Source organism: Labilithrix sp., assembly GCA_019637155.1.
Lineage (GTDB): Bacteria > Myxococcota_A > Polyangia > Polyangiales > Polyangiaceae > Labilithrix.
In genome coordinates this window covers 214,674-228,596 of the sequence record JAHBWE010000014.1, presented here as the reverse complement: position 1 = coordinate 228,596, position 13,923 = coordinate 214,674, and the positions used below count along the sequence as shown (strand labels likewise).

Below are 13,923 nucleotides of genomic sequence, written 5' to 3'. Positions count from 1 at the left end.
ATGAGCGACTTCAATCACTACTACCAAGACGAGCTCGCGTACCTGCGCGAGCTCGGCCGCGAGTTCGCGGCAGCACACCCTGCGCTCGCGCCCATGCTCGCCGAGCGCAGCGGCGATCCGGACGTCGAACGCCTGCTCGAAGGCGTCGCGTTCCTCACGGGCCGCGTCCGGCAGAAGCTCGACGACGAGCTCCCGCACGCGATCCAGGGCATCGCCCAGCTTCTCTTCCCCGACGTCGTCCGGCCGATGCCTTCGGCCGCGATCCTCGAGCTGACGCCGCTGCCGACCGTGCTGCGCGAGCGCATGCTGGTCCCGGCGGGCACCGAGTTCGCGAGCGTGAAGGTCGACGGGACGCCGTGCACCTTCCGGTCGACCTCCGACTGCGAGCTGATGCCGTGGGTCATCGACGACGTCCGCGCCACGCCGCTCGCGGGCGGCAAATACGAGCTCCGCATCGACCTGAAGATGCCGCTCGCGATGCCCATCGCGCCGCTCGGCGCCGACCGCGTCCGCCTCCACTTCGCCGGCGAGACGAGGCGCAGCCTCAGCCTCCTCACCTGGGTCCAGGAGCGCGTGGAGTCGGCCGCCATCCGGGCGGCGGGGCCGAGCGGCGATCGCGACGTCGATCTCGGTCGAAACGCGGTGCGCAGCGTCGGCTTCGAGGCGAACGAGGCGCTCCTGCCGGCGCCCACGACCGCGTTCGCAGGGCCGCGCCTGCTCGAGGAGTACTACGCGCTCCCCGCGAAGTTCGCCTTCGTCGACGTCGTCGGGCTGGCGCGCCTCGGCGAGATCTCGAAGACCGCGAACCGATTCTCGATCGTGCTCCGGCTCGACTCGCCGCCGCCCGCCGACGTCCGTGTCGATCGCGACGCGATCGCGCTTCACTGCGTCCCCATCGTGAACGTCTTCGCGGCCACGGCGGAGCCGCTCGCGGTCCGCCCCGCGAAGGACGAGTACCTCGTCCGCCCCGCGGGCTTCGCGCCCGGACACGCCGAGGTCTACGCCATCACGCAGGTCGAGGCGATCGCGGAAGGTGGCTCGCGGGCGGTCCTCTCCTCGTTCTACGACTTCAGTTACCTGGGCGGCGCCGCGCAGAAGGCGTTCTACGCTGCGCACGTCCGGCCCAGCGTCGTCGGCGGCGGCGCCGACACCGTCATCTCCTTCGGGACGGCGCGCGACTCGGGCGTGCTCCCCGACGCAGAGGCGATCTCGATCGATCTCCTCGCCACGAACCGGTCGCTCGCACGCGCCATCCGCGCCGGAGAGATCTGCGTCCCCACCGCGTCGTCGCCGGCGGTCGCGACGTTCCGGAACCTCGCGCCCCCGACGGCGTACGTGCCGCCGCCCTTCGGGCGTGATCAGCAATGGCGCGTCGTCGCGCACGCGGCGATGAACCTCTCTGCGATCACGGACGTGAACGTGCTGCGCGCAGCGCTCGACGTCTACAACTTCCACGCGCGCGTCGACGCTCAGGCCGCGCGCTCGAACGAGCTTCGCCTCGCCGCGCTCCAGCGCGTGAAGGTCTCGCCCGCCGACCAGCTCCATCGCGGCGTCCCCGTCCGCGGCGTGGCGATCGACATCGAGGTCGCCGACAGCGGTTTCACGGGCGCCGGCGACATGTACCTCTTCGGCGCCGTGCTCGATCGCTTCTTCGCGTCGTACGTTTCCATCAACTCGTTCACGCGGGTGAGCCTCGAAGGCACGCCCTCCCGTCATCGGTTCACATGGCCGGCGCGAAGCGGATCGTCGACGCTCACCTGAGGCGCCTGCTCGAGCGCGAGGCGAAGAGCTTCGGGTTCTTCGACGCGGTCGATCTCGTCGAGCGCATGCGCCCGGACGCCGTCCCCGTCGGTCACGCGGGCCCGGCCGCGAAAGAGGCGCTCCGCTTCGAGCACGATCCCGAGCTCGTGTTCCACACGAGCGACGTCAGCTTCGTTCGCCCGCCGTTCCCGACGCAGGACCCGCCGTTCACGACGATACGGACGACGTTCCTCGGCCTCTTCGGCGTCGTCTCACCGCTGCCGACGAACATGACGGAGGACGTGCTCGCGTCCGAGCAGAGCGACACGCCCGGGCTACGCGCCTTCTACGACATCTTCCATCACCGCATCCTCGGTCTGTTCTTCCGGACCTGGCAGCGGCACCGCCTCCACGCAGGACATCGCTCCGACGCATCGGACGCGTTCACCTCGCGCGTCGCGGCGTTCGTCGGCGTCGACGCGCAAGCGACTCCGCCGAAGAACGGCCTCGCGCCGCTCGTACGCCTGGGCCTCGCGCCGGTCCTCGGCGTGCGCGCACGCACGGTCGAGTCGACGCGCTTCCTCGCGGGGAAGCTCCTCCCGGGCGTTCCCTTCGACATCGAGTGCTTCGTCCTCCGGCGCACGGAGCTGCGCGAAGAGCAGCGCGTGACGCTCGGCGTTCGCAACACGACGCTCGGCGTCGACATGGCGATCGGCCGCACGGTGCCAGACCGCACCGGCCGCTTCCGCGCCGTCCTCGGCCCGCTGACCGAGGACCAGGCCGACGACCTCTCGCCCGGCGGGACCAAGCACCCGACGCTCCTCGCGATCCTCGACCACGCGTCCGGGGGAGTCCTCGAGGCGGAGGTCGAGCTCGTCGTCGCCGCAGAGCACGTGCCGCGCTTCGCGCTCGGCGTGAAGCGCAAGGCCGAGCTCGGACGCACGACACGCCTCTCGCGCCGCGACGCGGGCGAGCTTCGTTCTCGCTTCTTGGCCGCGCGTCCCGGCGGATGACCGTCATCGAGGTCCCGCCGCGCTTCCGTGTCGTCAGCGACGATCACGCCACGGACGATCGCACGATCGTGCTCGCGAAGACGCGCGCGTTCGGCGACGGACGGCACGAGACGACGCGGATGTGCCTCCAGGCGCTCGGGGCATACGCGCCGCGACGGCCTTTTCGCCTCCTCGACGTCGGCAGCGGCTCCGGCATCCTCTCGATCGCGGCGGCGAAGCTCGGCGGCGAGGCCGTCGGCGTGGAGATCGATCCCGAGGCCGTCGCCGCCGCGAAGGACAACGCGGAGCGCAGCGGGGTACGGGACCGCGTCGCGTTCGCGACGACGTGGCCGCCCGACGGCCGCTTCGACGTCGTCATCGCGAACATCCTTCGCGACGTGCTCCTCGAGCTCGCCCCCACGATCGCTACGCGCGTCGACGGATCGCTCGTGCTCTCCGGGCTCGTCTCCACCGACGTCCCCGCCGTCATCGCGCGCTACGCTCCCCTCCTCGAAGGCCGCCGGCCGGACGTCTTCGAACGCGACGCGTGGCGCACGCTCGTGTGGCGCTAGTATCTTGTAAGCTCGCGCGACGATGACGCGCTTCTACCTCGCCGCGCTCGCGGGAGCGCTCGTTCATTGCGGCGCGCCGGATCGGCCGGCGCCCGTCGTGGTGCCGCCGGCCCCGGCGCCGGTCGCGCTCGCGCCGGTGGTCGAGGCGCCGAAGGCAACGGCGGCTCCGTCGCGCGCGGTCCTCTTCACAGGTCCGGGCGGCTTCATCGGCGCGGCGTGGGTCTCGAACGGGATCGTCGCCGTGACGCGCACGGAGGTCTGGCGCTTCACGCCCGAGAAGCCGGAGCTCGTCCGCATCACGCCGCTCGCGGGCCCGGCCTCGACGAACGAGGTCATCACCGCGACGTCCGCCTCGCCCCTCGTCGCCGTCGCGCTCGACGACTCGAGCGTCGACATCCTCGACGACACCGCGCGCAAGCGAACGCTCCCGCCGCCCTCGAAGCCGACCGACATCCTCGCGCTCCGCTTCTCGCCGGACCAGACGACGATCGCGGTGACGCGAACGGGCGCGACGTGGAAGAACGAGACCACGTTCTACGACGTCGCGAGCGGCAACGTCCTCGGCGCGATCGACGGCGCGAACGTCGTCTTCGATCCGAGCGGTAAGTACGTCGCCGGTCGCGGTGGGGTCTCGTCGGTCGACGGCAAGGCGCTGTCCACGTTCAAGGAGGGCTTCTACGTCCTCGACATCAACGGCCGCATGTCGCCGATGGGCAGCGGCGGCGGCGAGGTGATGGCGGGCGACTACGTCGCACGCGGCTTCTACGGCGCGACCGCGTTCTACGCGGCGTCGAAGACGGTCGAGCTCGTGGAGGTCCCGGGCGGGAAGACGGCGAGCATCGGGGCTTCGTGCAGCCCCGGGCGAAAGCTCGGCAGCGAGGCCGACGCCGAGGGCGCGCGCGTGATCGGCGTGTGTGACGACGGCGTTCTTCTCACCGACCTGGCGTCGAAGAAGACGACGAAGCTCAAGTTCCGGATCCCGAACCCCGGCATCTTCCCGCCGGAGGTGCATGTCCCGCGCGGCGCCGCCGACTTCATGGTCCGCTCCGGCGCCACCAGGTTCGTCGTGCTGCCGCAGCAGGGCGTCGTGCGCGCCGCGAGCTACGACGAGATCCAGGGCTACGCGTCGAGGACACATCCGATCCAGTGCGTGAAAGAAGGCACGCCGCGGAGCGACAACCGCTGCGACCTCCCGACGTTCCGCGCCGACAACGCCTACTCGCTGAAGCTCTCCGATGGGCTCGTCGTTCGTGACCCCAAGGGAAACGCCGTCGTCGACTGGAGCCGTCCGAAGACGCAGCAGCTCGACGCCGAGTGGACGTATCACCGCGGCGCGCTCGAGCTGCGGCAGCGCAAGCAGCGCACGCTGCTCGCGCGGCTCGACGGCGCTCCCGCCGGCGCGCCGGACCCGGGCGAGCCCTTCTCGGCCGACGGGTGCGGGAAGGCGCCTTCGAAGTCCGGCTGGAGCGGCCACGGACGCAACGACGCGTATGCAGCCTTCACGGACTACAAGTCCGCCAAGGACTTCGTCACCGCGCAGGTCGTGTGCATCTGCCGCGCGGAGGGCTGCACGACGAGCGATCTCCCGAACAGCCATCGCCTCGACGAATCGCTCGTGAGCGTCGGCGACGACGGCTCGATCCTCACGATCTCGATCAACAACACGATGACCGAGACGCAGGTGTACCTCCGGCGCGCGAAGAAGCCCGCGCTCCACGCCAGGATTCCGGCGAGCTGCATCTACGGCGCGATCGGCGCCGGCGGACGCGTCTTCATGTCGTGCGAGGCGAAGCAGCGGCTCTTCATCTACGAGCTCTCGCCGAAGGACCTCTCCCTCGTCGGCAAGCGCAGCGCGCCGCCGGTGGGTCGGCACATGGGGTCGATCGTCAGCGCCGGCGACGACTTCGTCCTGAGCTCGGGGTACGAAGCGGCCGTTCTCCCCGGAGACTTCGTCACGAATCCCGCGTCCGTCCCGCGCGCCATCCTCGAGGTCGCTCCCGACTTCGTGATCCAGCTCGCGCAGGACGGCAAGGTCACGATCGCGGGCGACGTCGAGGCGGCGAGCAAGCAGCTCCACTGCTACGACGGCGCTCAGCTCTGGCCGTTCGATCATTGCCGGCAAGAAGTGCTCGTCCACAGATGACGCCGCCGACCCAAGCCGCGGTGCACGAGTGGGCGCTCGCGTACCTCACGAACCGCCCCGCTTCGGTCGCGGAGATGAGGCGCGTGCTCGCGCGGCGCATCGACGGCTGGGCGCGCCGCGCGCGCAAGGCGGAGGTCGACGCCGAGGCGATCGAGGCCGGGGCCCACACCGCACGCGAGCGGGCAGAGGCCGTCATCGAGCGACTCCAGGCGAGCGGGCTCCTCGACGACGTGACGTACGCGAAGCACCGCGCGGAGCGTCTCGCGCGCGAGGGCAAGTCGCGCCGCGCGGTCTCGTTCGACCTCGCGAAGCGCGGGATCGCGAGCGAGCTCGCGCGGGCGTCGATCGATCAGGATCCGGCGACGGAGCTCGCGGCGGCGGCGTCGCTCCTGCGCAAGAAGCGGATCGGCGCCTTCTCGCGCAAGGCGACGGCGGAGATCGACGCGCGCGAACGGCAGCGCTGGCTCGGGGCCCTCGCGCGCGCGGGCTACTCGTTCTCCACCGCCGAGCGCGCGCTCCGCCTCGACCGCGAGGCCGCCGAGGAGCTCCTCCGCTCGCTGCGCTGAAGCTAGCGGAGCTCCTTCGCCTTCGTGCACGAGAGCTCGAACTTCGCGTCGCAGCCCTTCGTGTACCAGTCGCGCGCCTTCGCCTTGTCGATCGGGACGCCGATGCCCTCCGCGAACATCTCGCCGAGGTCGTAGCAGGTCACTGCGTCACCGCCCATGCAACCCTTCTCGTAGAGCGGCAGAGCGAGCTTGATGTCCTTCGGCACGCCTCTGCCGTCGCGGTAGTGACGACCGAGCTCGCGGCACGCGCGCGCGTAGCCGAGGTCGCAGCCGCGCCGGAACGCCTCCGCGCCCTTCGCCTCGTCCGGGGGGACCTGCTTGTCGTACAGCTCGCCGAGCTGATCGCAGGCGATGTCGAGCCCGCGCTTGCACGTCGCGTCGAGGAGCTCGGCCGCCTTCGCCGGATCCTTCGCGACGCCGCGCCCCTCGAGGTAGTGCTTCGCGAGGTGCGTGCAGCCGATCGTGAAGCCCTTGTCGCAAGATCGCTGGTACGCGGCGACGGCCTTGGCCGCGTCGGCGGGCATGCCCTTTCCTTCCGCATAGGCATCGCCGAGGTCGTCGCACGCGACCGCCGCCCTCGGCTTCATCGACTCGCATTCGTCGATCAGCGTCGAGCCCGCGACCGCGACCGCGACCGTGCCGGCGTCGACTTCGGCCGGCGGTGGCTTCGGCTTGCAGCCGGCGAGGACGACGAGGACGACGGCTGCTTCGAAGCGTCTCATGGCACCCGCGCATCCAAGCACGGTTGGAGCTCAAGGTCGCGTGCTGCGCGAACGGGCGCCGCTCTTCGCGGGCGCGCGCTTCGGGATCGCGCCGCCGTTCTCGGCGCCGGTGAGCACGAGCTCGAGGATCGTCTCGAGCTGCCGGTCGTCGATCGGGGAGTGCATGAAGCACAGGCTGTGCTGCACCGCTCCGAAGATGACCTCGAACAGCAGCGTCGGATCGGTCCCGCGCGGGAGCTCGCCGCGGGCGATCGCGCGATGGACGATCTGGTGCGGCTCGTGGGATTTCTCCTCGCGGACGCGGCGCGCGAACTCGCTGATCTCCTCGTTCGCGACGTCGACGACCATCATCCGCATCAGGCCCTGACCGCGCGGCGACGAGACGAAGTCACGGAACGAGCGGAGGAGGAACATGAGGTCGCCGCGGAGCGAGCCGGTGTCCTCGATGCGGATGATGTCGCCGGCGACGTGCTTCATCGCCGCCACCGCGAGCTCGCCCTTCGTCGGCCAGCGGCGGTACACCGTCGTCTTCGCGACGGCGGCGCGCGCGGCCACCTCCTCGATCGAGAGCGCGGCGAATCCCTTCTGTGAGAGCTCCGCCACCGCCGCGGCGAGGATGTTCCTCACCACCGCCTCCCCTCGGAGCTGCGGCGTCTGTGGCGTCTGTCGACGAGCGGCCATGGAAGGTGGAGCATACTACGATGGACGCGCGGCCTCACCGGCGGCGGCCCGTTACGGAAGGCTCGCCTCGTCCAGCACCAGGCGGATCGCGTCGACGAGCTGCGCCGGCTCGTAGGGCTTCGCGAGGAAGCGATGTTCGCCGACCCCGCTCCGCGCGAGCTTCTCGTCGGTGTAGCCGGAGGTGATGAGGACGCGGATGCGCGGGAAGAGCGTGGCGAGGCGCTCGACGAGCTCGCCGCCGTTCATGCCGGGCATCACGACGTCGGTGAAGACGAGGTCGATGCGGTCCCCGACCTCGTGCGCGATGCGGAGCGCCTCCTCCGCGTTGGCCGCGACGAGGACCTCGTAGCCCGCGGCGCGGAGGATGCGCCGCGTGACGGTGCGGAGCGGCCCCTCGTCTTCGACGACGAGGATCGTCTCGGCGCCGCGCACCTTGTTCGCGGGCGGCGGCTTCGGCGAGCTCGCGACCGCGGTACCGGCGTGACGCGGGAGGTAGATGCGCACCGTCGTTCCGACGGCGGGCATGCTCTCGATCGTGATCGCGCCGCCGCTCTGCTTCACGATGCCGTACGCGGTCGCGAGGCCGAGGCCGGTCCCCTTCCCGAGCCCCTTCGTGGTGAAGAACGGCTCGAAGGTGCGCGCGAGCGTCGGCGGATCCATCCCGACGCCGTTGTCCTCGACCGAGAGGCACACGTACGTCCCGGCGGGGAGGTCGAGCGGCGCCGCCTCGTGCGCGTCGAGCGTCATGCACCGCGTCCCGATCGTGAGGCGTCCGCCTTCGGGCATCGCGTCGCGCGCGTTGACGACGAGGTTGACGATGACCTGCTCGAGCTGTCCGCGATCGACCTTCGCCGCGGCGGGCTCGCCGTCGTGGAAGAAGCGGAGCTCGATGTCCTCGCCGATGAGGCGTCCGAGCATCTTGCCGGTCGTGTCGACGACGTCGCGGATGACGAGCGGCGTCATCTGGAGCAGCTGGCGGCGGCTGAAGGTGAGGAGCTGCCGCGTGAGGCTCTCGCCGCGCTTTCCGGCGGCGACGATCTCCGCGAAGTCTTCCTGGAGCGGATGTTGCGGCGGCAGCGTCTCGATCGCGAGGTTCGTGTACGAGAGGATGACGCTGAGCAGGTTGTTGAAGTCGTGCGCGACGCCGCCGGCGAGGCGTCCGATCGCTTCCATCTTCTGCACCGCGCGGAGCTGCTCCTCGGTCTTGCGCGCGGCGGTGACGTCGCGACCGATCCCGAGGATCCCGAGCTTCTCGCCGTCGGACCCGCGGACGAGGATGGTGAGCATCTCGACGAGCTCGCGGTGCCCGTCGTCGGCGAACGTGAGCCAGCGGTCCTCGCGCAGCGGCTCGTCGCCGAGCGCCTCCACCGGCGTGGCGCGCGGCAGCACCGTGCCGAGCAGCTCACCGGGCCCGACGCCGTAGAGGCGCTCGAGCCGCGTGTTGCAGGCGAGCACGCGGTTGTCGAGATCGCAGAACGACACGAGGTCGGGGAGGTGATCGAGGAGGCGCTGCAGGTGCCGTCGCGAGGAGAGCGCGTCGCTCAAGCTCCGTGAGCGCGCGCACACGAGCAGCGCGCCGCTCACCTCGTCGCGCTGCAGGAACGACAGGAGCTCCGCGCGCACGGTCGTGCCGTCCTTGTGGGTGTGGGCGATCTCGTCGACGTACCGCTCGTGCTCCCCGCGCTCGAACGCGGCGCGCCGCGCGGGCAAGACGCGGTGCAGGAGCTCGCTCGACCGCCGGCTCCAGATCGGTGTGTCTTCGGCCTCCATCTCGGCCTTCGTCGCGAATCCACGCAGCCGCGCCATCGCCTCGTTCGTGTAGGCCACGACCTGCGTAGCGGCATCGAAGACGACGAGCGCCTCCGCCAGCGGCTCGAGGTACCGCCCCAAGCGCTCCCCCGACGCGGAGCCGCCTTGCTCGTCGCCGGTCCCCTGCAGCTTCTTTCCATCGTTCACGAATGCCGGCCCCGAAATGCCTAACGGCCGGTCGGCACCCACTCTTCATCGCGCCTCGTCGCGCCTCATCGCGCCTCGTCGCGCCTCGTCGCGCCTCGTCGCGCCTCGTCCTGCCTCGCTACGGCGGAGCTCGGTCGAGTGTTCGCTTCATTCCGTCGCGGTAGTGGGGATACGCGAGCGTGACGCCGAGGACCGCGAGGGCGCGTGAGCCGTCGACGCGGCGGTCGGCGCGGAGGGTCTCGTGGACCTCCTCGGCGGGGACGTGCGGCGGGTATGGCACGTCGTACTCCCGCGCGACCCACTCGGCGATCTCGCGCTGGGTCGCGGGGGCGGCGTCGCCGACGACGAAGGTGGCGCCGCGCACGACGCGCGCGTCGGCGTCCCTGATCGCGAGCAGCAACGCAGCGAGGTCGTCGACGTGAATGCGCGACGTGAACGCGCTTCCGTCACCAGCGATCCGGTGCTCGCCGCGAACGATGCGACGGTGAAGCCCACGCTCGGGCCCATAGATCGCGGGACAGCGCAGCACGGTCGCCCCCATCCCCCGCCAGACCTCCTCCGCTGCAAGCACACGCGCCGCCCGCGGCCCGGCCGGCGCCTCCACCGGCGTAGCGTCATCGATCGTCCCACGCCGCGCCCCGTACACCCCGGTGCTCGACACGTACGCGATCGCGCGCGCGCGCGCGACGCCCGCCGCGACGCGCGCATCGCTCTCACCATCCGGCGGAAACGCAACGACGACGAGCGTGCGTTCTCCGACGAACGCCGCAACGTCCTCACCACGCAGCACCTCCGCAACGACGATCCCAACCTCGTCCCGCCGAAGCCCCTCGGCACGCTCCTCCCGCCGCACCGTCGCCACGACCCGAAGCCCCCGCGCACGAGCCCGCCGCGCAACGACACCCCCAACATACCCAGCCCCGAGCACCATCACGTCCGCGGCGTCCATCCCCGCATCATCACGCACGCCCGCGCTGGCAGCACGCGCGTCCGCGGTGTCGGGATCCCTCTTCTCGTGTGGTCACGCGATTGGCTTCAGGCGCGAGCGCGCACGGCGGCGGCGGCGAGGTGCTCGAGGGTGCGGCGGAGCGCGGTGCGCGTCTTCTCGTAGGTGTCGGCGCCGAGGAGGCGGCGGACGTCGTCGTCGACCGCGGCCCGCGATCTCCTCGCAGCCGCGACGAGGTCCTGACCGCGCGCCGTGAGCGCGACGTACCGCGCGCGTCCGTCCTCGCCGTCGCTCTCTTTCACGTACCCGAGCCGCTCGAGCTCGCGCAGCGACTTCGACACGGCCTGCTGCGAAATGCCCAGCGCCCGCGCGACATACGTAACGCTCTGCGGTCCCCCCATCAGATGCTGCATGATCCACCCGTAAGAAACGCGAACCCCGCCATGCTTCCGCGCAAGCGCCGCAAGCACACGCCCCCCCGCCGCCTCCGCCACGAACTGCGCGAGAAACGTCAGCCCAAGCTCGCCCACCTCCACCTCCGGCGCCAACCGCGCAACCCCCTCCTTCCGCTCCCGCACCCCCTCACTCCGCGTCCGCGTCGCCGTCGCGCCCCGCGTCGCCGTCGCCCCCCGCTCCGCCGTCGCACCCCGCGTCACCGGCGCGCCCCGCTCCGCCGTCGCACCCCGCGTCACCGGCGCGCCCCGCTCCGCCGTCGCACCCCGCGTCACCGGCGCGCCCCGCTCCGCCGTCGCACCCCGCGTCGCCGGTGCGCCGCCACGCGTTGACGTTCCACTTCCGCGGTTCGTTCCTCGTCCACGAGCTGTCGCCATCCTTGCGATTCTTCAACCATGGTTGTGCAAATGCAAGCCCCCAATACACAACCATGGTTGTGTATCAATCCTCGGCGAGCTGTCGCCATCCTTTGCAATTATTCAACCATGGTTGTGCAAGCGCAGGCCCCCAATACACAACCATGGTTGTGTATCAATCCTCGGCGAGGGGAAGCCCCCGCGAAGTCAAAGGGGCCCCACAAAAAAGCCAAGGAAGCCCCGCAAGGGATCCCGCCAACGCCGAAGAGGGAGCCCAGCGAAGCCGAAGGGAAGCCCGCGACGCCAAGGGGAGCCCAGCGAAGAGGGCGCTCCGCGAAGCGAAATCGGCGACGACGTTCAGGGATCGGACGCGACGACTCGGACCGCGACGACTCGGACGGACCGCGACGACTCGGACCGCGACGACTCGGACGGACCGCGACGACTCGGACGGACCGCGACGACTCGGACGGACCGCGACGACTCGGACGGACCGCGACGACTCGGACGGACCGCGACGGCTCGGACCGCGACGGCTCGGACCGCGACGGCTCGGACCGCGACGGCTCGGACGGACGGACGACTCGGCCCGCGACGCGGCAGCGCGCGACCGAAAATGTTCGAGGCCGTGGCGGTGTGGGAGCGTGCGTTCGTGATGTCGTGATCGAAGGGATTTCGTTGCGTTACGGCGTGGGGACGGCGTCGGCGGGTGTCGGACACGGCCACTCACGCGCGCACAGATGCGCTCAATTGCTCTGAAGTTACGGGCAGTTGTGAGACGTCAGGGGGGCGGGAGATCCAGGGGGGTGCGGCGTAACAAGGAGCGGCATGGTTACGGGCTCCGTCCGCTCCACCTTCCTCGTCGCCGCGCTCGCGAGCGTGCTTGGTGGCTGTGCGGTCGAGCAGGCGGGGGAAGACACCGAGCTCGCCAGCAACGAGCTCACGACCGATGTCGCCTCGACGTCCGACGGCAACACCGGCGCCGACCGCGCCGGCGCCGATGACACCGGCACCGACGACACCGACGGCGCCGGTGTCGACGCGGCGCCCGCGACGCACGGGCTCGCCGTCAGCGTCCACACGACGCTCGGCTTTCCCGAGGACGCGACGCCGACCGATCCCGAGCACGCGCTCATCGTGAAGCGCCAGTACGTCACGTCGTACGACGGCTCGCGGAAGAACCCGCGCTGGGTGAGCTGGGAGCTCACGCAACCCTGGCTCGGCAGCGCCGACCGCTCGAACTCGTGGTCGATCGATCGCGACCTCGCGACCGGCATCCCGCAGGCGGTCAACTCCGACTTCACGAACTCGGGGTTTCAGCGCGGTCACCTCTGCCCGAGCGCAGACCGCACCAAGAACGACGCCGACAACCGCTCCACGTTCGTCTTCACGAACGCCGTCCCGCAGACGGCCCAGAGCAACTCCGGGACCTGGCTCACGCTCGAGAACGAAGAGCGCTCCCTCGCGCGCACCGGCAACAACCACGTCTTCGTGATCGCGGGCACCATCTACTCCGGCAACGTGCGGCGGATCGGCAACGGCGTGCACGTCCCGACCTCGCTCTTCAAGGTCGTCGTCGTCATGCAGGGCGATCACCCGCGGCCCAGCGACGTCACGCCGGCCACCCGCGTCATCGCGGTCGAGGTCCCGAACGACACCAGCGTCAACGGCAACTACCGCCGCTACCTCACGAGCCTCGAAAAGCTCGAGCAAAAGACCGGTTTCCACTTCCTCTCCGACGCCGACCCCGCCGTTCACGCCGCGCTCGCGCCCCAGGTCGATTCGCAGTAAAGAGCGGCTCCATGCGAGCCCTCATCCTTTCTGCCGTCACCGTCATTGCCCTCACCGCGTGCGGAGGCTCCGAGCCGCCGCCCGTCGCCCCGTCCAACACCGCCGCCACCACCCCCGCGCCCGGCGAGGCGAAGGAAGCCTCCACCGGCGGCGAGCATGGCGAGCACGGTGAGCACGGCAAGGGCGAAGGTCACCACGGCGACGGCAAAGGTCACGAGGAGCACGGCAAGATGAACCCCGCGCTCCACGACTTCCACGAGGTCATCGCGCCGATCTGGCACACCAAGGCCGGCGACGAGCGCGTCGCGAAGGCGTGCAGCGGCGAGAAGGCCCTCCGCGACAAGGCCGTCGCCGTCGGCGACGCCGAGCTCACCGCCAGCGCCGACGCCGTGAAGGCCGCCTGCGAGAAGCCCGGCAAGAGCGACGTCGAGACGAAGCTCAGCTCCGTCCACGACCGCTTCCACAAGCTCGCCGAGCAGGCGAAAGAGAAAAAGTAGCTAAAACGGGAAACTATAGTCGGGCGCCCATGCGCGCCCCCATCGGGAGGCGAGGAGCTACGGGCGCGGCGATGCCGCCACGCCACGCGGCTCGCGCCGCCCAGCGGAAAGACGAGGAGGCGAGGACGCGACGGCAACGCCGCCCGGGCGCGCCGATGGAGGCATGGAGCCGGCTACGACTCCGCGATTCGGCCCGGCGCGCCGGCGTCGCCCCACTGTGTGTGGCAGCCGTTGCAGTCGCCGCCGTTGATGGTGCGCTGCATCACGCGCGTGCCCTTCGGCGAGGTGACCGCCACCTTGTATGGCGCGTTGAGACGGCGCGTCGAGCTGAAGTTGCCGGCCTCGTTGATCTGCATCGTCTCCGTGCGGCCGCGGACGTCCGTGATCGTGACGGAGACGGGCGCGGCACGAACTGGTTCTCGGGCTCTCCCGACTTGCACGCGGCGACCACGATCGCGACCGCGAACGAGGACGCCATGACCAACGAAAAGACGCGGCGCATCCTCTC

14 protein-coding genes are annotated in these 13,923 nt (G+C 70.7%); 7 read left to right on the top strand and 7 right to left on the bottom strand.

Annotated elements, in window-relative coordinates; genetic code table 11:
- Genes tssF through KF837_28805 form a run of 5 tightly spaced genes read left to right on the top strand, consistent with a single transcriptional unit; the run spans position 1 to position 6,013 of the window.
- A complete protein-coding gene (gene tssF / locus KF837_28825) occupies positions 1–1,761 on the top strand; it encodes a type VI secretion system baseplate subunit TssF (GenBank protein MBX3231363.1) in 1,761 nt (586 codons plus the stop codon).
- A complete protein-coding gene (tssG, locus tag KF837_28820; GenBank protein ID MBX3231362.1) occupies positions 1,725–2,753 on the top strand; it encodes a type VI secretion system baseplate subunit TssG in 1,029 nt (342 codons plus the stop codon). Before tssF ends, tssG begins: the two co-directional genes overlap by 37 nt.
- Positions 2,750–3,304: a 50S ribosomal protein L11 methyltransferase gene (locus KF837_28815; protein MBX3231361.1), complete on the top strand. Its 555-nt coding sequence runs from the start codon at positions 2,750–2,752 to the stop codon at positions 3,302–3,304. The genes tssG and KF837_28815 overlap by 4 nt, the downstream gene beginning before the upstream one ends.
- Positions 3,305–3,326: 22 nt before the next feature.
- Positions 3,327–5,447 (top strand): hypothetical protein, encoded by a 2,121-nt coding sequence (locus KF837_28810; protein MBX3231360.1) that lies wholly within the window; start codon positions 3,327–3,329, stop codon positions 5,445–5,447.
- Positions 5,444–6,013 (top strand): RecX family transcriptional regulator, encoded by a 570-nt coding sequence (locus KF837_28805; protein MBX3231359.1) that lies wholly within the window; start codon positions 5,444–5,446, stop codon positions 6,011–6,013. The genes KF837_28810 and KF837_28805 overlap by 4 nt, the downstream gene beginning before the upstream one ends.
- A gap of 2 nt (positions 6,014–6,015) precedes the next feature.
- On the opposite strand, the gene KF837_28800 is transcribed toward KF837_28805, so the two are convergent.
- From KF837_28800 to KF837_28775, 6 genes are all read right to left on the bottom strand, one after another.
- On the bottom strand, positions 6,016–6,735 hold the full coding sequence (locus KF837_28800) for a sel1 repeat family protein (protein ID MBX3231358.1): 720 nt from the start codon (positions 6,733–6,735) through the stop codon (positions 6,016–6,018).
- 30 nt (positions 6,736–6,765) lie between these two features.
- A complete protein-coding gene (locus KF837_28795; GenBank protein ID MBX3231357.1) occupies positions 6,766–7,416 on the bottom strand; it encodes a TetR/AcrR family transcriptional regulator in 651 nt (216 codons plus the stop codon).
- A 51-nt stretch (positions 7,417–7,467) separates the two neighbouring features.
- A complete protein-coding gene (locus KF837_28790) occupies positions 7,468–9,372 on the bottom strand; it encodes a response regulator (GenBank protein ID MBX3231356.1) in 1,905 nt (634 codons plus the stop codon).
- A 118-nt stretch (positions 9,373–9,490) separates the two neighbouring features.
- A complete protein-coding gene (locus KF837_28785) occupies positions 9,491–10,321 on the bottom strand; it encodes an NAD-dependent epimerase/dehydratase family protein (protein MBX3231355.1) in 831 nt (276 codons plus the stop codon).
- 86 nt (positions 10,322–10,407) lie between these two features.
- Complete coding sequence (locus KF837_28780) at positions 10,408–10,848, bottom strand: helix-turn-helix transcriptional regulator (GenBank protein MBX3231354.1); 441 nt, start codon at positions 10,846–10,848, stop codon at positions 10,408–10,410.
- Positions 10,849–10,900: 52 nt separating this feature from the next.
- A complete protein-coding gene (locus KF837_28775) occupies positions 10,901–11,164 on the bottom strand; it encodes a hypothetical protein (GenBank protein ID MBX3231353.1) in 264 nt (87 codons plus the stop codon).
- Positions 11,165–11,955: 791 nt separating this feature from the next.
- Between KF837_28775 and KF837_28770 the strand changes: the two genes are divergently transcribed.
- Positions 11,956–12,918 carry a DNA/RNA non-specific endonuclease gene (locus KF837_28770; protein ID MBX3231352.1) on the top strand — a complete coding sequence of 321 codons (963 nt, stop codon included), beginning with the start codon at positions 11,956–11,958 and terminating at the stop codon, positions 12,916–12,918.
- Positions 12,919–12,929: 11 nt separating this feature from the next.
- On the top strand, positions 12,930–13,415 hold the full coding sequence (locus tag KF837_28765) for a hypothetical protein (protein MBX3231351.1): 486 nt from the start codon (positions 12,930–12,932) through the stop codon (positions 13,413–13,415).
- Positions 13,416–13,588: 173 nt separating this feature from the next.
- Here KF837_28765 and KF837_28760 read toward each other — a convergent pair whose 3' ends face one another.
- Positions 13,589–13,855 (bottom strand): hypothetical protein, encoded by a 267-nt coding sequence (locus KF837_28760; protein MBX3231350.1) that lies wholly within the window; start codon positions 13,853–13,855, stop codon positions 13,589–13,591.
- Positions 13,856–13,923 lie beyond the last annotated feature (68 nt).

Coding starts and splice junctions, on each gene's coding strand:
- tssF (MBX3231363.1), top strand. CDS start 1: ATGAGCGACTTCAATCACTACTACCAAGACGAGCTCGCGTACCTGCGC.
- tssG (MBX3231362.1), top strand. CDS start 1,725: ATGGCCGGCGCGAAGCGGATCGTCGACGCTCACCTGAGGCGCCTGCTC.
- KF837_28815 (MBX3231361.1), top strand. CDS start 2,750: ATGACCGTCATCGAGGTCCCGCCGCGCTTCCGTGTCGTCAGCGACGAT.
- KF837_28810 (MBX3231360.1), top strand. CDS start 3,327: ATGACGCGCTTCTACCTCGCCGCGCTCGCGGGAGCGCTCGTTCATTGC.
- KF837_28805 (MBX3231359.1), top strand. CDS start 5,444: ATGACGCCGCCGACCCAAGCCGCGGTGCACGAGTGGGCGCTCGCGTAC.
- KF837_28800 (MBX3231358.1), bottom strand. CDS start 6,735: ATGAGACGCTTCGAAGCAGCCGTCGTCCTCGTCGTCCTCGCCGGCTGC.
- KF837_28795 (MBX3231357.1), bottom strand. CDS start 7,416: ATGGCCGCTCGTCGACAGACGCCACAGACGCCGCAGCTCCGAGGGGAG.
- KF837_28785 (MBX3231355.1), bottom strand. CDS start 10,321: ATGGACGCCGCGGACGTGATGGTGCTCGGGGCTGGGTATGTTGGGGGT.
- KF837_28770 (MBX3231352.1), top strand. CDS start 11,956: ATGGTTACGGGCTCCGTCCGCTCCACCTTCCTCGTCGCCGCGCTCGCG.
- KF837_28765 (MBX3231351.1), top strand. CDS start 12,930: ATGCGAGCCCTCATCCTTTCTGCCGTCACCGTCATTGCCCTCACCGCG.